General features: G+C 70.2%; 15 protein-coding genes and 2 pseudogenes. 7 read left to right on the top strand and 10 right to left on the bottom strand.

Going from position 1 to position 17,561, the window contains the following annotated elements; translation table 11 throughout:
* Nucleotides 1-64: 64 nt before the first annotated feature.
* The gene (gene wrbA, locus FDF13_RS02375; protein WP_137318290.1) at nucleotides 65-661 is read left to right on the top strand and encodes an NAD(P)H:quinone oxidoreductase; all 597 of its coding nucleotides are present in this window, start codon (nucleotides 65-67) and stop codon (nucleotides 659-661) included.
* A 95-nt stretch (nucleotides 662-756) separates the two neighbouring features.
* Here the strand turns inward: wrbA and FDF13_RS02370 are convergent, their stop codons facing one another.
* The gene (locus tag FDF13_RS02370; protein WP_137318289.1) at nucleotides 757-1,818 is read right to left on the bottom strand and encodes an alcohol dehydrogenase; all 1,062 of its coding nucleotides are present in this window, start codon (nucleotides 1,816-1,818) and stop codon (nucleotides 757-759) included.
* Between the two features lie 311 nt (nucleotides 1,819-2,129).
* On the opposite strand from FDF13_RS02370, the gene FDF13_RS02365 reads away from it, so the two are divergent.
* Nucleotides 2,130-2,498 carry an MmcQ/YjbR family DNA-binding protein gene (locus tag FDF13_RS02365; RefSeq protein WP_175406818.1) on the top strand — a complete coding sequence of 123 codons (369 nt, stop codon included), beginning with the start codon at nucleotides 2,130-2,132 and terminating at the stop codon, nucleotides 2,496-2,498.
* On the opposite strand, the gene FDF13_RS02360 is transcribed toward FDF13_RS02365, so the two are convergent.
* Entirely contained in the window at nucleotides 2,482-3,132 is a 651-nt protein-coding gene (locus tag FDF13_RS02360; protein WP_175406817.1) for a TetR/AcrR family transcriptional regulator, read from the bottom strand. The two genes, FDF13_RS02365 and FDF13_RS02360, sit on opposite strands and share 17 nt — an antisense overlap.
* A gap of 67 nt (nucleotides 3,133-3,199) precedes the next feature.
* Between FDF13_RS02360 and FDF13_RS02355 the strand changes: the two genes are divergently transcribed.
* Nucleotides 3,200-4,234, top strand: coding sequence for an alpha/beta fold hydrolase (locus FDF13_RS02355; RefSeq protein ID WP_217494884.1), 1,035 nt, complete (start codon nucleotides 3,200-3,202; stop codon nucleotides 4,232-4,234).
* A gap of 135 nt (nucleotides 4,235-4,369) precedes the next feature.
* On the opposite strand, the gene FDF13_RS02350 is transcribed toward FDF13_RS02355, so the two are convergent.
* The 4 genes from FDF13_RS02350 to FDF13_RS02335 all read right to left on the bottom strand — a co-directional run bounded on the left by FDF13_RS02350 (nucleotide 4,370) and on the right by FDF13_RS02335 (nucleotide 8,557).
* Nucleotides 4,370-5,557, bottom strand: coding sequence for an acyl-CoA dehydrogenase family protein (locus FDF13_RS02350; RefSeq protein WP_137318286.1), 1,188 nt, complete (start codon nucleotides 5,555-5,557; stop codon nucleotides 4,370-4,372).
* A gap of 241 nt (nucleotides 5,558-5,798) precedes the next feature.
* Entirely contained in the window at nucleotides 5,799-6,398 is a 600-nt protein-coding gene (locus tag FDF13_RS02345; RefSeq protein WP_254668867.1) for a hypothetical protein, read from the bottom strand.
* Between the two features lie 189 nt (nucleotides 6,399-6,587).
* Nucleotides 6,588-7,274: a response regulator transcription factor gene (locus FDF13_RS02340; RefSeq protein WP_137318285.1), complete on the bottom strand. Its 687-nt coding sequence runs from the start codon at nucleotides 7,272-7,274 to the stop codon at nucleotides 6,588-6,590.
* A complete protein-coding gene (locus tag FDF13_RS02335; RefSeq protein ID WP_137318284.1) occupies nucleotides 7,271-8,557 on the bottom strand; it encodes a sensor histidine kinase in 1,287 nt (428 codons plus the stop codon). Before FDF13_RS02335 ends, FDF13_RS02340 begins: the two co-directional genes overlap by 4 nt.
* Nucleotides 8,558-8,689: 132 nt before the next feature.
* Here FDF13_RS02335 and FDF13_RS02330 point away from each other — a divergent pair, with 132 nt between their 5' ends.
* The gene (locus FDF13_RS02330; RefSeq protein WP_137318283.1) at nucleotides 8,690-9,955 is read left to right on the top strand and encodes a type II CAAX endopeptidase family protein; all 1,266 of its coding nucleotides are present in this window, start codon (nucleotides 8,690-8,692) and stop codon (nucleotides 9,953-9,955) included.
* Here FDF13_RS02330 and glyA read toward each other — a convergent pair.
* From glyA to FDF13_RS02310, 4 genes and pseudogenes are all read right to left on the bottom strand, one after another.
* A pseudogene (gene glyA / locus FDF13_RS02325) lies at nucleotides 9,942-11,123 on the bottom strand (serine hydroxymethyltransferase); the annotation flags it as partial. The gene FDF13_RS02330 and the pseudogene glyA sit on opposite strands and share 14 nt — an antisense overlap.
* A 72-nt stretch (nucleotides 11,124-11,195) precedes the next feature.
* Nucleotides 11,196-12,176 (bottom strand): annotated as a pseudogene (locus tag FDF13_RS02320) (IS481 family transposase); the annotation flags it as partial.
* 143 nt (nucleotides 12,177-12,319) lie between these two features.
* Complete coding sequence (locus FDF13_RS02315; protein ID WP_010534680.1) at nucleotides 12,320-12,706, bottom strand: VOC family protein; 387 nt, start codon at nucleotides 12,704-12,706, stop codon at nucleotides 12,320-12,322.
* A 10-nt stretch (nucleotides 12,707-12,716) separates the two neighbouring features.
* A complete protein-coding gene (locus tag FDF13_RS02310) occupies nucleotides 12,717-13,457 on the bottom strand; it encodes an AraC family transcriptional regulator (protein ID WP_254668866.1) in 741 nt (246 codons plus the stop codon).
* A 672-nt stretch (nucleotides 13,458-14,129) separates the two neighbouring features.
* Here FDF13_RS02310 and FDF13_RS02305 point away from each other — a divergent pair.
* The 3 genes from FDF13_RS02305 (at nucleotide 14,130) to FDF13_RS02295 (ending at nucleotide 17,383) form a co-directional block, all read left to right on the top strand.
* The gene (locus FDF13_RS02305; protein WP_137318282.1) at nucleotides 14,130-15,692 is read left to right on the top strand and encodes a sensor histidine kinase; all 1,563 of its coding nucleotides are present in this window, start codon (nucleotides 14,130-14,132) and stop codon (nucleotides 15,690-15,692) included.
* Nucleotides 15,680-16,324: a response regulator transcription factor gene (locus tag FDF13_RS02300; RefSeq protein ID WP_137318281.1), complete on the top strand. Its 645-nt coding sequence runs from the start codon at nucleotides 15,680-15,682 to the stop codon at nucleotides 16,322-16,324. Before FDF13_RS02305 ends, FDF13_RS02300 begins: the two co-directional genes overlap by 13 nt.
* 126 nt (nucleotides 16,325-16,450) lie before the next feature.
* Nucleotides 16,451-17,383 carry a DUF4097 family beta strand repeat-containing protein gene (locus tag FDF13_RS02295; protein WP_137318280.1) on the top strand — a complete coding sequence of 311 codons (933 nt, stop codon included), beginning with the start codon at nucleotides 16,451-16,453 and terminating at the stop codon, nucleotides 17,381-17,383.
* The last annotated feature ends 178 nt before the right edge of the window (nucleotides 17,384-17,561 follow it).

Raw genomic sequence — 17,561 nt, 5'->3', positions numbered from 1 at the left:
AGGGTGAAGACGTCAGATGGTTCAGATTTCAACAGATCCGACCCGTGATCGAAAGGTGATCCACATGACCAAGCTCGCAGTGATCTACTACTCCGCCACTGGCCACGGCACGAAGATGGCCGCCGAGATCGAGCGCGCCGCCCAGGCCGCCGGCGCCGAGGTGCGCGTCCGCCACATCGAGGAGCAGGTCGACCCCTCGGTGTTCGCCGAGAACCCGGCCTGGAGCGCCAACTACGAGGCGACGAAGGACCTGCCCGCCGCCACCGGCGACGACATCGTGTGGGCCGACGCCGTGATCTTCGGCTCGCCCACCCGCTACTCCAACGTCACCGGCTCGTTCCAGTCGTTCATCGACACGCTCGGTGGGCTGTGGGGACAGGGCAAGCTCGCGAACAAGGTCTACGCGGCCTACACCTCGTCCCAGACCGCGCACGGCGGGCAGGAGACGACCCTGCAGCACATGTACCAGATGATCATGCACTTCGGCGGCATCATCGTCGCCCCGGGCTACACCGACCAGCTCAAGTTCGTCGACGGGAACCCCTACGGCGTCTCGCACGTCACCGGTGGGGACAATCAGAACGAGCTCGAGCAGCCGACCATCGACGCCCTCGAGCACATGTCGAAGCGCGTCGTCGAGGTCGCCGGCAAGCTCGCCTGATCCGCACCCGCACAGCCATGCCCCGCAGAACCGAGCGGTTCTGCGGGGCATGGCTGTGTCGGACGGCTCCGGTGCGGCCGGCCCGCCTTCGGCGATCAGTCCGCCACGAGCACAGTGCGACCGCGCGACTTGCCCGCTGCGAGGTCCTCGAGTGAGGCGTTGATGTTGTCCGCGCTCAGCGGCAGCTCGACGATCGGGAGCTGGGGCAGGTCGTGGGTGCGCGCCAGCTCGACGACCGCCTTGAGCTCCGGCAGGCTGCCCACGAAGTTGCCCTGGATGGTGAACACCTGGAGGGCGAGCAGAGTCGTCGGGTAGGTGTGCTCGCCGCCGAACAGTCCGACGCTCACCAGCTGGCCGCCCTTCTGGAGCGCGCCGAGCGCCATCGACGCGGTGGCGCCGTTGTTGACGAAGTCGATCGCCGCGGCGATCTTGCCCCCGGCGGCTTCGATCAGACCGGCGGTCGGGTTCTCGACCTTCGAGTTGAAGGTGATCGTCGCCCCGAGCTTCTTCGCGATCTCGAGGTTCTCGTCGCTGACGTCGACGACCGCGATCTTCTTGTGCCCGAGGGCGTTGAGGATCGCGACGGCCATGAGGCCGACACCGCCGGCGCCGATCACGGCGACGACATCCTCCTCGCCGCGCGGGAGCACCTTGTTCACCGCGGAGTAGCTCGTCACGCCCGAGCAGGCGAGCGTCGCGCCCCAGGCCGGGTCGAGGTCACCGAGCTCGATGAGGTAGCGCTCGTCGGGCACCCACACCTCGCGCGCGAATCCGCCGCGCAGGCCGACGCTGAGGTTGCGGCCGCGCGGGCAGTAGTTCTCGCGGTCCTCGCGGCAGGCCTGGCATTTGCCGCAGCCGATCCACGGGAAGACGATGTACTGCGTGTCACCGGGCTGCACGGTGGCCTCGGGCCCGGCGGCGACGACGGTGCCGACGATCTCGTGGCCGAACACCGCCGGCCACTGGACGCCGGAGGCTGCGATCGGCAGCTTGCCGGCCGAACCGAGGTCGAAGTGCCCCTCCTGGCAGTGGACATCGGAGTGGCAGACGCCGGAGTGGGTGATGTGGACGATCACTTCCTTCCCGGCGAGCTCCGGTGTGGGAACCTCGATCTCCTTGACGGGCTCTCCGGGGCCGTGGACGGCGAAAACCTGCATCTTTATCCTCCTCGATCAACTGCGCATAAGCGGGTGCTCATATTCCATCACTCCCGGTGGCGGGTGTCGAGGCAGGTCCGCATGCTGGTGCACGGCGGCCGTTCGGACGCACGATGCAGCTGTTTCTCCGATGGACGAACGAATTCCGGCCCAGTGGCCTCGAAACAGGGGAGAAACAGTTGCATCGGTGGGAAGCGGTCGCATTGAGGATGCAGGACCACGGGATTGGCGAGGTGTGCTGCGGGGTGGGATCGTGGTGGCGGCGGGGTGCGGGGCGCCTCGGCCGCGGGCTCCACGACGAGAGGGAAGACATGGACAGGGACGCAGTGCTCGCGTTCGTCGCCGACGAGTTCTCGATCGAACCGGATTTCCCGTGGATGCACCACCCGGACTACGCGGTGCTGCGGCACGCGGACACGGGCAAGTGGTTCGCGCTCGTCATGGACGTGCCCGCGGAGAAGCTCGGACTGGCCGGGGACGCGGTCCACGAGGTCATGAACATCAAGGTCGACCCCGACGAGCTCGATGCGCTGCTCGACGGCGGCGGCGTCCTCCCCGCCTATCACATGCACAAGGGCAGCTGGGCGAGCGTGCTGCTCGGCGACGCGGAGGATGCGCTCGACGCCGCCGAGGTGCAGTGCCTCATCCGTGCGAGCTTCGCCCTCACCCCCGGCTGGTGAGTGCGGCGATCTCCGATTCGATCACCGCCCGGGCGGATTCCGGCGCTGCGGTGCCGTGGAGCACCTCGTGCGCGAGTCCGTCGCGCAGGGCGGAGAGGCGGAGTGCGAGGGTACCGACCTCTGCGTGTGCGAGGTCCGGTCGGATCTGCGCGACGAGCTGTGCGATGAGCTCCCGCGTGCCGCCGAGCGCATCGTGGACGACTGCAGCGATCTCGCGATCCGCCATCGAGGCCGCGAGGTAGGCGGACCAGACGGCTGATCCGATCCGGGCCTCCTGCGTTTCGGGGATCTGCCCGGTGAGGAGCGAGCGGAGCGTGTCGACGGCGTGATCGGTCGCGTCGCCTTCATCGATCGGGGTTGCGCGGGACGATCGTGCGGGCTCGTCCCCGGGGATTTCGGATCCCTCCGGAGTCGACCGGAAATCCTCTTCCGCCGCCGCGACGATCGCGCGCACGCCGGCGAGGACGAGGTCGCGCTTGGTGGCGAAATAGTGCTGGATCCGGCCGATCGAGATCCCGCCGTGACGGGCGACCGCGGCGAATGAGACGCCGCTGATCCCCTCGGCGTAGATGGTGGACCACAGTGCGACGACGATCTCGCTGCGGCGCTCGGCGTGATCGACGATCTTGGGCATGTGACGACTGTACGGAACAACTCCTCTCCGTTTACAATATGCACATATTGCAAAAGGGGAGGTGCCCATGACCGAGGCGACCATGACCACCGAGGAGGACGCCCGGCCGACCGAGGGTCGGCGGCGCGGCGGCTGCGGATCCCGGGTCGCCCGAGCCGTGACGGTGCTCCTCGCGATCGTCGGTATCGTCGCAACCGGGGAGTTCTTCTTCGGAGCCCCGGGCGTCGGGCACTTCCGGACCGCCGAAGGCCGGGCCGACTACACCGAGTCGTACGACGCGGCGATGCGATTCCTGCCCGAGCCCACCGCGGTCCACGACCTTCCGACGGCGTTCGGGACCGTCCGCGCCTACGAATGGTCGAGCCCGGAGGCCGAGGGCACTGTCCCGGTCGTGCTCATCCCGGGAATGTCCTCGGGAGTCCCGATGTGGGCGGAGAACCTCGCGGGATTCGCAGCCCACCGCCGGGTGATCGCCTTCGACGCGATCGGGGACGCGGGGATGTCGGTGCAGGGGGTGCCGATCGCTTCGTTCGAGGACCAGGCGGAGTGGATCTCCGAGGCACTGGCCCAGCTCGCTCCCGACGGTGCGCACGTGGTCGGGCATTTATTCGGCGGCGCAGGTGCCGCAGCCTATGCCCTGTCCCATCCCGGCGATGTCGCATCGCTGACCCTGCTCGAGCCGTTCATGACCGTGGCGAACCCGCCCGTGGGGAAGTTCGCCTGGGCGATGGTCGGATCACTGCCACTCATCCCCGAGGGTCTGCGCAACCGTGCGCTCGGTGAGATCGGGGGAGTCCCCTACGATCCCGAGGACCCGGTGGCGCGCATGATCAGTGCGGGCAGCGAGCACTATCACTCCGCGCTCCCGATGCCGGCAGTGCTCGATGACGACGAGCTCCGTGCGCTCACCATGCCCGTGTACGCCGCGTTCGGCGATACCGACTCCCTGGCGGGCGGGGAGAAGGCGGCCGGTCGCGCCGACGAGCTGCTGCCGGACGCCGAGGTGACCCTGTGGGCCGGTGCCACGCACTCGCTGCCGATGCAGGAGGCCGAGGCGCTCGGCCGTGATCTCGCAGAATTCTGGTCCCGATCGGAGCGGTGACCCGGTTCCGAGCGCCAGGAGTGGGCGGCTCGGTCAAGTGACCTTCTGAGACAGCGATCTCCGGCGGTTCCTGAGAGCGGAACCGCCGGAGATCGCTGGTTCGAGCGTGGGGTCGAGCCGCGGCGGCCCGGCGCCTCAGCGGCCCAGGAGCTCGTCGGAGATGATGCGCATCTGGATCTCGGAGGAGCCCTCGAAGATCTTCGTCAGGCGGGCGTCGCGCCAGTGCCGTTCGACGGCGAAGTCCTTGGTGTAGCCGGCGCCGCCGTGGATCTGCACGGCCTCGCTCGTCACCTTCTCCGACATCTCCGCGGCGAGGTACTTGACCATCGCGGCCTCCTTCGAGCACCGGCGGCCGGTGTCGATCTGGGTGCACACGTGGTACATGAGCTGGCGGGACGCCTCGATCTGCGCGGCCATGTCCGCGACCTTGAATCGCAGGTGCTGGAAGTCGGCGAGCTTGTGGTTGAACTGGGTGCGCTGGTGCATGTAGTCGATGGAGTCCTCGAGCGCGGCCTGGGCCAGCCCGATCGAGCGGGCGGCGGTGTGGGCGCGGCCCACCTCGAGCCCGGACACTGCCTGGTAGAAGCCCTTGCCCTCCTCGCCGAGCAGCGCGTCGGCGGGCAGGCGGAAGTTGTCGAAGTTGAGGTCCCAGGTCTTCCAGCCGAAGTACCCGATCTTGCGCGCCGGGGTGCCGGACATGCCCCCGGGGAACGTCCCGCGCTCCTTCTCGATGAGGAAGGCGGAGATGCCGCGGTGGCGCTTGCTCGGGTCCTCGTCGACGCTCGTGCGGGCGAAGAGGATGATGTAGTCGGCCTGGTCGGCGTAGGTGCACCACATCTTGGTGCCGTTGATGACCCATTCGCCGGTGGCCTCGTCCTTGGTCGCCTTGCACTTGATGTTCGCGACGTCGGAGCCGGCCTCGGCCTCGGACAGGGCGAATGCGCCCAGGTACTCGCCGGTGGCGACCTTGGGCAGGAGGCGCTGCTCCTGCTCCTCGGAGAAGCCGCCGCCCATGCCGTTGCCGCGAGCGAGCAGTCCGCCGACGCTCATCCAGGCGCGGGACAGCTCCTCGGCGACGAGGCAGTACTCGAAGACGCCGAGTCCCAGGCCGCCGTACTCCTCGGGGATGAGAATGCCGAAGAAGCCCATGTCGGCCATCTGCTGGACCATCTCCGCGGGGAACTGTCCCTCCTCGGGGTCGACCTCGTCGGCGATCGGCAGGACGACCTCGCGGGCGAACTGGCGCGCGAGCTTCTGGAGCTCGACGCGGTCCTCGGTCATGTAGTGCGGGGTATCGGGGCGCGGACGGGGCTTGTGCGTCATCGAACATCTCCTTTGCCACCCGAACGGACCTGAACCGATCGGGTATCAATCATTCGGGTTTCATGTTACAGCGAGAATCAATCGGTGGGACAGTGAGGTCCGCATCCCAGCCGAGGCGTGCGGCGAGTCGCCGCCGAGGCGGCACGAGCGCCGGCATCGTGCGGACTGTGGGACTTACGGCGGAGAGTGGTGGCATTGCAGGTACCACTCTTTGCCGGAACCACCACACTTCGCCCGGCGTTCACCCGCCGGCGGCGCGCGCCTGGCGGCGGATCAGGGAGCCGCGCAGGGCGCCGACGCCCACGAGCGCGAGCGTCACGCCCATCGCCATCGCGATGACCACCCAGTCGATGCCGAGGTCGGTCGACATCGTGAGCTCGTACACGACGATCGACAGCAGCGAGGCGAACACCGCCGGCACCGTCCAATTGGCCGACAGCCGGGAGGAGATCGAGATGAGCACGATCGCCCCGGCGGGCGCGGCCATGACGGACACCATCCAGACGGTGAGCACGACGAGCCCGGCGACGAGCGCCGAGGGCGGGCCGACGTAGGACTCCTCGACCTCCATCGGGTCGTGGGTGAGAGCGGCCGGCAGGAGCGCGAGCGCGAGCACCCCGAGGCACAGGTCGACGGAGAACATGACGATCGAGGGCTGGTCGTAGACGGAGCCGATCTCCGGCCCGCCGAGCATGCTCACGGTCCCGGGGGTGAAGGCCTGCGTCATGTGGAACACCACCGACAGGGTGAGCCCACCGGCGGCGGCGATCCACCACAGGGTCAGGGTCCGGGTGCGCGACCGCAGGGGGCTCGGCCCGTTCGTCGACACCTGTTCCGTCATGCCGACCACTCTACAAACCGCACCCGCTCACCGTGCGGGGGCCGACCCGGTGCGCCGGGGATCTCACGGGGAGTCCACATCCGGCCGGTGCCATCGTGCACTCCTGGAGCCACCGTGTACTCCTGGAAACATCGTGCACTCCCGGTGCCACTGTGCGCTCCCGGAACCGCGAGCACACGCCGGCGCTCCTCACCGCGCTTCGAGGACGAGGATCGCGAGCTGCACCCGGTTGGTCACCCCGAGCTTGTCGAACACCCGCGCCACATGGGTCTTCACCGTCGGCAGCGATACGAAGAGCTGTGCGGCGATCTCCCCGTTCGTCATCCCCGCCGCCACGCACTCGGCGATCTCACGCTCGCGCGCGCTGAGCCCGGCGAGCGGGTCGGCCGGCGGTTCCGCGGCCGGGGCCGAGGCGCCGGCGAGGTCGACGAGACGCCGCACCACGCTCGGGCTCATCGCGTTCGTCCCCGCGGCCGCCGAGCGCACGGCACCGACGAGCTCGGCGGGCGGAGTGTCCTTGAGGAGGAAACCGACCGCCCCGGCGCGGAGCGCCTCGAGGATGAAGCCGTCGGTGTCGAAGGCGGTGAGCACGAGCACCCGGGGTGCGCGGGCCGGGTCCGAGGCACCCTCCACGATCGCCCGGGTCGCGCCGATCCCGTCGAGGACCGGCATCCGGATGTCCATGAGGACGACGCCGGGCGCCCACCCGGGCATCCCGGCGAGCGCCTCTTCGCCGTTGCCCGCCTCGCCGGCGACCTCGATGTCGGGAGCCCCGCCGAGGATGAGGCGCAGGCCGGTGCGCATGAGCGGTTCGTCGTCGACGATGACGACGCGGATCCGTTCGGGTGCGGGGTTCTGGGCGTGCGGTGCGGTCATGCTCGTCGGTCTCCCGTCTCCCACGGCAGGGTCGCCGTGATGATGTGCTCGTCGTGTCCCGGGCCCGCCGGCCGCACCTCGAGGGTGCCGCCCACGAGCCTGACCCGCTCGTCGAGCCCGACGAGCCCGAGGCCGGACCCCGGCACGCGCGCCTCGGTCCCTCCCGGCGGCATCCCGACGGCAGGATCGGCCGGCCCGGGGTTGCTCACCCGGAGCACCACCGCGCGGCGGGCCGGGCTGACCGTCACCCGGACCGGCGCGCCGGGCGCGTGCTTCCGCGCATTCGTCAGCCCCTCCTGGACGATCCGGTACAGCGTGTGGGCGATGAGCGTCGGCGCCCGGGAGTGGTCGGCCGGTGACAGCGGCGCCTCCCACGTGATGTCGACCGGGGTGCCGGCCCGGCGCGCCTCGGCGGCGAGCTCCTCGAGGTCGAGGCGCGGCGCGGTGTTCTCCTGCTCCTCGCGGAGCACCGAGAGCACGGCGCGCAGGTCGGCCGCGGCGGCGTGGGCGGATTCGCGGATCGTGGCCGCGCTCTCCCGGACGTCCTCCGGGTCGGTCTCCGCCCGGTACTCGAGCGCGCCGGCGTGCATCGCGATGAGGCTGAGGCGGTGGGACAGGGAATCGTGCATGTCGCGGGCGATCCGCGTGCGCTCGGCGATCCGGGCGCGGTCCTCCCGCGCGGCGGATTCGGCCTCGGTCATCCGGGCCTGCGCGAGAACACGCTGCCGGTTCTCGCGACGTCGCCTGCGGATCATCCCGATGAGCAGGGCGATCACCGGGATGACGAGGCTGAGCGCGAGGTACCCCCAGGCGAAACCCGGATCCCCGTCGACGCCGAGGAGCTCGGCGACGAAGGCGCCCACGACATACGTCACGACGGCCGCCACCGGCCAGGCGATGGACCGGCGGGAGCAGTGGGAAACGAGGACGACCACCGCGAGCGGCACTCCGAGCGGGGAGAACATCCCGAGTGCGATGACGAGGAGGCCGCAGATCAGCGCCGACCGCGGCCCGCTCGCGGTGCCGAGCGGGTCGGCCTCCGCCGCGGAGTGGCGGAGGGCGAACGGGGTGAGGACGATCCCCGCGACCCCGGTCACGACCTGGACCAGGAACAGCGCGTAGGCCCGCTCCTGGGGGATCGGCTCCACTCCCGCCGCCACCGGGTCGATGTACGTCCAGACGGTGAAGAGGAGCAGGCCCAGGCCGAGGAGCACGCCGGCGACCATGATCGTCGCGACCACCGCACGGCGGGTCCAGGGGTTCGGAGCGGGCAGAGTCGTCATCCCCTCGATCCTAGGGCGCGCCCGGGTTCGGCCGCTGTCGTCCGAAGGGATGATCCGACATCATCCCTTCGCCGCGCGCGTTCACCCCGCTGACCGATACCGCGGGCGTGACGAGGCGCGAAGACTGAAGACATGAACGAATACATCGCATCCTCCGCATCCCTGACCACCCCCGCCGCCCGATCCTCGGCGGCCCGACCCGCGGCCGGCGCCGAGCCCGCCGCGGCACCCGGCTCAACCGCGGCAACCCCGGCGCCCGGCACCGCCGCCGCTGCGTCCGCCGCGCCCGTCCCGTTCCACCTGCTCGGCCGCGCGCACGGTTCCCACCGGTGGTGGCGCCCGCTGCTCACCCTGCTCGCCACCGGCGCGACCTACCTCGTCCTCCTCGTCCTCGTCACCGTCGGTTTCGGCATCGCCGCGCTCCTGCCCGGCGGCACCCCGATCATCGAGACCTTCACCGCAGGGGAGACGGACATGGGCGCTCCGATCGTCCAGCTCTACTCCCTGCTGACCCTCATCGTCCTCATCCCCGCCTGCCTCATCGGCGTCCGGTTGGGCGGCGGTCGCCCGGTCGGCTCGCTGCTGTCCGTCACCGGCCGGATGCGGTGGGGCCTGCTCGGCCGGTCGATGATCCTGTCGCTCGTGCTCATCGGCGCCTCGATGCTCGTGTCCTCGCTGCTGGGCCTGGGCGAACCGATCCCGCACCCGGTGATCGACGAGCGCACGCTCGTCGCGCTGCTCATCGCCCTGCTGTTCGTGCCCTTCCAGGCCGCCGCGGAGGAACTCGCGTTCCGCGGTGTGCTGCCGCAGGTCATCGGCGGCTGGCTGCGCCACCCCGCCTGGGCGTACCTCGCGCCGGTGCCGTTCTTCGTCATCGCCCACGACTACAACTGGATCGGCCTCATCGACATCACGGTCTTCGCCGTCGCGATGGGTGTGCTCACCCACCGGTCCGGCGGGCTCGAGCTCGCGATCGGGCTCCACGTCGTCAACAACACGCTGATCTTCGTCCTCGCAGCCTTCGGCCTCGTCGACATGAACGTCACGGAGATCCAGGCGATCGGGGTCGCCGTGGCGGTCGCCACCACGGTCGTGTTCACCGCCATCGCCCTGTGGCGACTGCCCCGCTGGGACCGGACCGGCCGCACCAACCTGCCCGGCCGCACCGATCAGTCCAACAGCCCCGATCAGGGCCGCGCCGCCGACCAGTTCCGCACCCCGGCTCCGGCGCTCGCCGGATCGGTCACCGGGCCCGAGGCGCCCGCCGGATCGGTCACCGGGCCCGAGGCGCCCGCCGGCACCCCTGCCCTGGTCGCCGTGACGGCTCCCACCGGGTCAACGGCTCCTACCGGGTCAACGGCGCCCGCCACCTCCTCGCAGCCCCTCAGCCGGCGGTGAAGTGCACCCCGGTGAACCCGGCCCGCCATGCCGCCACCTCGGCGGCGAGCGCGGAGGCCGGGTCACCGGACGCACCACCGGAACCATGAGCACCCCCACCCGGGTCACGGACGGCGAGTCCCGACTCGCCGGCCGTGAGTGCGCGTGCGATGAAGTCCGCGAGCTGCGGCATGTCGGCGACGGTGAGCCCGCGGCGAGCGAGCTCCGGGGTGCCGATCCGCAGGCCGTTCGTGTCGCCGGCGACCTCCGGCCCGGGCAGGCCGATCCCGTAGGCGAGCAGGTTCGCCCGTTCGAGCGCGGCGGCCATGACGGAGCCGCCACCGAACGGTGCAGCGAGGAGCGCGAACTGGTGCGAATCGGTGAAGCCGTCCGCACCCCTGAACGGCGCGATGCCCCGGGCGGCGAGCTCCTCGGCGAGGACGCCGGCGGTCTCCCGCATGGTCCGCGCGTAGTCGGCCCCGCACGCCTCCCAGTCCGCGAGCGTCACCCCGAGAGCGGCGACCGCGCCGACATCGAAGTTCGCGGTGAGGCCGGGGAACGCGATCGCCTCGACGCGTTCGGCGAGCTCCGCCTCGTTCGTCAGGACGAGGCCGTGGACCGGGCCGGCGAGACTCTTGTAGGTGCTCATCGTCATGAGGTGGGCGCCCTCGGCGAGCGGGTTCGCCCACACCCCGCCGGCGATCATCCCGGACACGTGGGCGGCGTCGAACAGCACCCGCGCGCCCACCTCGTCGGCGATCTCGCGCACCCGGGCCACCGGGTGCTCGAACAGGTTGAGGGAGCCGCCGAGCGTGATGAGCGCCGGCCGGGTCTCCCGGGCGAGCGCGGCGAGCGCATCGACGTCGACCGAGTAGCGCGCGGCGTCGACGGGCGCCTCGAGCGTGGTGATCCCGTAGAGACCGGCCGCGCCGTCGCGGTGGTGGGTGACGTGCCCGCCGATCGTCGCCGGCGAGGCGATGATCGAGTCCCCGGGCCGGCACGTCGCCATGAAGGAGTAGAGGTTGGCCATCGCCCCGGACATCACCCGCACCTCGGCGTAGTCGGCGCCGAACACGCGGCCGGCGAGCTCGGCGGTGATGACCTCGATCGCCTCGAGCTCCCGCAGCCCGGTCTCGATCTTCGCCCCCGGGTAGCCCAGCGAGGTGCGCGGCCCCATGCCGGCGGCGAGCAGCGCCTCGGCCCGGGGGTTCATGACGTTCGAGGCGGGGTTGAGGTTGAGCGCCTGCTCGGAGTAGTAGCTGTACTGCCCGGAGACGTTGATCAATCGCGAGAAGGGCGGGAGGTTCCCGCAGGCCGTGTGCGGCCGGTGATGGTTGTAGTAGTGCAGCCAGTCGTCCAGCTCGCCCCGTCGTTCGGCTTCGGAGGTGTAGCAGCGGGCGTAAGCCCATCCGTCGGCCAGGGTGCGGTGGAAGCGCTCGATTTTCCCGTTGATCTGCGGCCTGTAGGGCCGGGTGCGCTTGTGCCGGATACCGAGTTCGGCGCAGGTGTCGCGCCACAGGTGTGAGCGGTACGCGCCGCCGTTGTCGGATAGGACCCGCTCGACGGTGACGCCGCGGGCGTTGAACCACTCGACGGCTCGGACCAGCACGGCGGTGGCAGTGCGGGCGGTTTCGTCGTCGTGGATCTCGGCATAGGCGACGCGGGAGTGGTCGTCGATGACGGTATGGACGTAAGCCATGCCCATCAACGGGTCGTAGTGCTTGTTCTTCGGCTTGTCGGGTGTAGCGGCCCGGTTCTTGTCGCCCTGTCGCCGCCCGACGTAGCGCCATCCTCCGCCGTCGGGAATGTTGCCGAGCTTCTTCACGTCGACGTGCAGCATCGACCCTGGGTGATCGTGCTCGTAACGGCGCACCGGTTCTCCCGTGGCGCGGTCGACGTGCGACAGCCGGTTCAAGTGCACGTCTGTAAGGATGCGGTGGACCGTGGACGGGGCTATCCCAAATCGGCTGGCCAACTGCACCGGCCCCTCCCGTAGTCGCAGGCGAAGACGGACGCAGCGCCTGGCAGTCTGCTGGTTGGTCTTGTTCGGTGAGTGATGCGGCCTGGATGACCTGTCCTGCATTGGCTCGCCGGTGCGGAAGCGGTCGGCCCAGCGCTTCACCGTGGGCCAGGAGACCTGGAACCTGGCGGCGACCTCGCTGATCGGCCAGCCGTCATCGACGACCAAGCGGCCGACGATCAGGCGGTGGCGAGGGGTGAGAGCGGCGTTCGCGTGGGACATGACGAGGCCTTCCTGGGGGCATGCGCCGCCCAGGAAGGCCAGTTGCCGCCGCGGGCGGCGAGATTGTGTGGGCCAGGGCTCATTGAGATGTGCACGAACTCGTGAGCCGTGGCACATGACGGTGTCGAGGGGTGTTCCCCGGCTCAGGCTCCCGGGTAGGAGTCGAGGTTCCACCAGTGGCCATCGAAGTCAGCGACACATGCGTTGCGCCCTCCGTGGGGGGCGTCGTTGGGCTCCGTGACGGTGGTCGCGCCGTGTGCCAGGGCTGCGGCGAAGAGGCTGTCCACGTCCTCATCACTGGCGACCACCAGGTTGCAGATCCCCGGCCCGTAATGCGGGTCATCGTCCCGAACAGAGCCGAGCATGATGCCCCCGTTGTCACGCCAGGCAAGTTGCGCATGGGCCACCAAGGTCGCGTCATCAGGATCCCGCACGATCATGGCGGTGGTGAAGCCGATGGCTTGGAGGAAGTCGATGCCTCGATCGGCGTCTGTATAGCGCAGGCAGTGGAACAGCTGTGGTGTCGTCATGGCTCTAGCCTCACGCCGGAAGCATGTCGGTGTCTTGAAGCAATGGGAAATCGTCCTTCGACTGGCGCAGCGTCCATCCAGTCATCGACTTCCATTCCCGGGACAGGTGCGGTTGGTCGCTGTAGCCGGCCATCGCCGCGACGTCCGAGGGCTGGGCGCCACGCTGGACCAAGTCTTTGGCGTGGGTGAAGCGAGCGATGCGCGCCACCTGCTTGGGCGAGAGACCGGTCTCGAGGTTGAACAGGCTTGAGAGCCGCCGTCTGGACAGGCCAACGTCCTGAGCCAGGCCGGAGATGGGGATCGTGCCTCGGGTCCGATGGATCCGCGCGAGTGCCTCGACCAGGTCTGCGCGCGGTGCATGAGGATGCTGCTCGAGCCTCTTGGTGAGGAATGCCGCCAAGAGGTGGAACCGTCGTGGCCACGTTGACTGCCGCAGCTGGTCGAGCAGGTGCCTGGGCCACGAGAGATCATTCACATCAACCATCGAGCCGGCCAGTTCCCCGGCCGGCAGCCCGAGAAGCCGACGGGTCGAGAGCGGGTGGAGCGACAATTCGAGGCCCTGCTGGCGTCCCCTCGACTGGATCAGAGCCGGAGTGGTGTGCAGGCCGGAGACTAGTACGTCACAGAGATGCCGCGCGTCGCCATGAAGCCAGCCACAGTCGATGGGCTCTGCGAGGGACAGCACCACCGTGACGCCCATCGAGGGAACCCCGTGGTGGACGGTGTCGGTACTGGTGAAGTCGTACCCCACCCAGGAAAGGAGATGGGGGCGCAACCCTTGCGGGATAGCTGGCTGCCAAACGGGCATGCACCCACCCTAGGGAAGCCCCGGCCCAGAAACAGTCACTTGTCTGACGACCACTGTGGTGTCGCTACACGAACGCCAGGGCCGTGGCGGCTCGATCAACGTCTCCGGGCAGTACAAGTAGCGCTCGCTGTCCCGTGCGAGCGCCTCGATCGCGGCGGTGATGCTCCCCGGGGCGGCGGTGTCGGCGAAGGTCTGCGCGGTGACGGCGGAGATCCGCTCGCGCGAGGCGGCGGGGAGCCAGGGACGGGACGACAGGCGCATGGGGGTCCTCTCGGATGACGGCGGTCACACTCAGGCCATCCTCACCGATCCGCGGGTGGGAGACAATGGCCGGATGGAGGGCATGAGACGCAGCGAGGCGAGCCCGGCCGGACCCGGCGTCCGCCCGTCCCCCTGCCCCGGGTCGGGAAAACCCGAAGCCGGGTGGACGGTCCACCGCATAGTGGGCGCATGCCCGGAATCCGTACGGTGACAGCATGAATGAGAAATCCCCGCCCCCGCGGCCCGACGCACCGCCCGTCCACCCGTCCGTCCACTCGTCCGACGACCCCCGGCTAGGCCGCCCACGACGCAGTCCCCGCCGAGCTGCCCGGTCCCGAGGCGCCCGCCGCCGAGGTGCCCGCCACCCGGCCGATCCCCTCACCCGCCCCGACCCGCGAGTACCCGGCCGGTGCCTCGACCCGCGAGAACGCGACCAGCGAACACGCAGCTCGAGCGAACACCCGACCCACGAATACCCGGGTAGGCGCCTCGGCCCCGACCGCCACGCTCGAGGCGCCCGCCCCGGTCCGGCCCGCGGACCTCCCGCGCACCATGCACCTCGGGACGGACCCCGGGGCCTCGGCACCCGGGGAACCCGCCACCGTCGCCACCGCTGCGTCGACCGCCACCGCATCCACCGCCACCGGCGCACCTGAGCCGGCGGAGCGTTCCTGGAACCCTGCCCCACCCGGATTCCTCGGCGTCGCCAACGTCATCGTCTCCGCCGTCATCGGTGTGATGTGGCTGTGGCTGCCGATCTCGATCCTCTTCGTCGGCATCGGCGGGATCTTCGCCGCTGGGGCCGGCATCATCTGCCTGTTCCTGTGGTTCCTGCTCCAGCGCGGGATCAACCACGTCGAGCGCCTCCGCGCGGAGGCGGTCTACGCCGACGGGATCCCCGCACCGACCCCACCAGTCTCCCGGCGCACCGGATTCGCCGGCTTCCTCGAGACCCAGTGGCTGATCCTGCGCTCGAGCGCGTTCTGGCGCTCGACCGCCCACCACATCGTCAAGGCCCTCTACGGGCTCTTCGCCTTCACCCTCGCGATCGTCGGCGCCGGCCTCGGACTCGTGCTGCTCGCCGGCGCCATCACCCCCGCCTCGGCGGAGGTGTTCACGATCGGCGACCCGGCGGCGGCCGGCTTCCGGCTGCTCAACGGTGCGCTCGGTGTGACCGGCATCCTCGTCGCCCTCGCCCTCCTGTGGTTCGCGCCCTACCTCGACCGGGCGCTCGACCGCGGACTGCTCCCGGCGACCCAGGCCGCCGCACTCCGCGCCGAGGTCCACACCCTCGACCGGGCCCGCGTGGGCGCCGTCGATGCCGCCACCGCCGAACGGCTGCGGATCGAGCGGGACCTTTACGACGGCGTGCAGCCCATGCTCGTCGCGATGTCGATGAAGCTCGGGATGGCGAAGTCGAAGTTCGACTCCCACCCCGAGGACGCCCGCCAGCTCCTCACCGAGGCGCACGCGGAGAGCAAGGTCGCGATCACCGAGCTGCGCCAGCTCGCCCGCGGCATCCACCCCGCGGTGCTCACCGACCGCGGCCTCGACCCGGCGATCTCCGCGCTCGCCGCCCGCTCGGTGATCCCCGTCGACGTCCACATCGACCTGCCGCGCCGACCGGGCACCGAGGCGGAGTCCGTCGCCTACTTCGTCGTCGCGGAATCGCTGACGAACATCGCCAAGCACTCCGGTGCGAGCCGCGCCCGGGTGAGTATCGTGGGAGACGGACGATCGATGCAGATCAGCGTCACCGACGACGGACGGGGAGGAGCGCAGGTGAATCGCGACGGCAGCCGCACCGGCCTCGCCGGGCTCGCCGACCGGGTGACCTCCGCCCGCGGCACGCTCAGCCTCACCAGCCCGGCAGGCGGACCCACGACCATCGTTGCGGAGGTGCCATGCGCATCGTGATCGCCGAGGACTCCGTCCTCCTGCGCGAAGGAATCGTCCGCCTGCTCACCGAGTTCGGCCACGAGGTGACGAGTGCCGTGTCCGACGCCAACGGGCTGCTCGCCGCCGTCAACACCGACCGCCCCGACCTCGCCGTGGTCGACGTGCGGATGCCTCCCACCTTCACCGATGAGGGCATCCGCGCCGCCGTCCTGCTGCGCCGCCAGAACCCGGAGACCGGTGTGCTCGTCCTCTCGCAGTACGTGGAGGAGCGCTACGCCGCCGAGCTCATCGCGGAGAACACCGGCGGGTTCGGGTACCTCCTCAAGGACCGGGTGGCCGACGTCGACGACTTCCTCGCCGCCGTCACCGAGGTCGCCTCCGGCGGCACGGTGCTCGACCCCGAGGTCGTCACCCAGATCCTCGTCCGCTCCCGCAAGCAGGACGGTCTGGCGACGCTCTCGCCGCGCGAGCGGGAGGTCCTCCAGCTCATGGCGGAGGGCAAGTCGAACGCCGCGATCGCCTCGACGCTGTACCTCAGCGCCGGCGCGGTGGAGAAGCACATCAGCTCGGTGTTCACGAAGTTCGGCCTCACCGCCGACACCTCGGAGAACCGGCGCGTGCTCGCCGTGCTCCGCTTCCTCCGCGCCTGACAGCCCGAAAGCCTGACCACCGGCCCGTTCGACTCCGCGTCCGGCCCGCACCGCGCGACCTCGCCACCGGCCCGCGGCCGGGCCCCCACATCGATCTTCTGCACCGCAGTCCCGAAAGGACACGCCATGTCATCCCCCAGCACTCCCGGACCCGCCGGCATGAACCCCGGCGCCCGCCTCGTCATCCGCCTGATCATCGCCGCCATCGCCGTCATCGCGCTCATCCTGCCGCTGACCGGCGCGATCATCGACTTCACCAAGCGCGTCAACACCTATGAGACCTCGGAGACCGTCGACCTGCCGGAGACCATGAGCGAGCTCGTCGTCGACGCGAGCAACGCCCGCGTCCGGATCGTCACCACGCCGGGGAAGACCGGCTCGGTGTCCTTCCACTACCGCGGGTCGAGCGCGGAGGACCCCGCAGTCTCCGTCGACGTCTCCGGCGGCGTCACCACCGTCGGGCTCACCGGGCTCGGCGACTCGATGCTCGGCAGCAACAACGACCGGGTCACCCTCACCGTCGAGGTGCCCGAGTCCCAGGCGCAGGAGCTCGACGTCACGAGCACCTCGAACTTCGCTCGGACCTCGATCGACGGGACCTACCGCGGAATCGTCGCGGAGACGAACTCCGGCTACCTCGAGGCCGATGTCGTCGCCGACTCGCTGCGCCTGCAGACCTCGACGGGCGCCGTGCGGGCATCCGGCAGCGTCGGCACCGCGGATTTCGACACCCAGTTCGGCGCCGTCGAGATCGACGACCTGTCGGTCGCGAAGAAGCTCACGGTCGACACCGACACCGGTGGGGTCGAGGCGCGGCTCGGCACGCGGACCCTCCCGACCGAGGGCATCGACATCAACGGCAAGACCGGGGCCGTCGAGCTCTTCGTCCCGGAGATCGTCGACGTCGAGGACACGGAGGCCACCGGGTACCGGCTCAGCACGCGCTCGACGAGCGGCAGGGTCGACATCGCGATCGACGAGGCGCCCGCCTCCGCCGAGGTCGTCATCCCGATCACCCTCGACGCCACCTCGGGCTCGGTGTCCATCGAGTACCTGTGAGCCCGCGCAGTCGGTGACGACCGGATCCGGGAACGATCACCGGTCCGGCAGATCGACCGGAGCGGACGGTCGTCATCGCGGCTCGCTCGCACCGAACGCCGGCGCCTCCCGTTCAAGGGGAGGCGCCGGCATCGCGTGTCAGGCCGCCGTCATGCGTCAGCTCCGTGTCGGATGTCGG

Origin of the sequence: Brevibacterium sp. CS2, from assembly GCF_005280295.1 — a bacterium.
GTDB classification, from domain to species: Bacteria; Actinomycetota; Actinomycetes; order Actinomycetales; family Brevibacteriaceae; genus Brevibacterium; species Brevibacterium pityocampae.
Note: the sequence above shows the minus strand (reverse complement) of the source record. Positions and strands in the feature narration are given on the sequence as shown.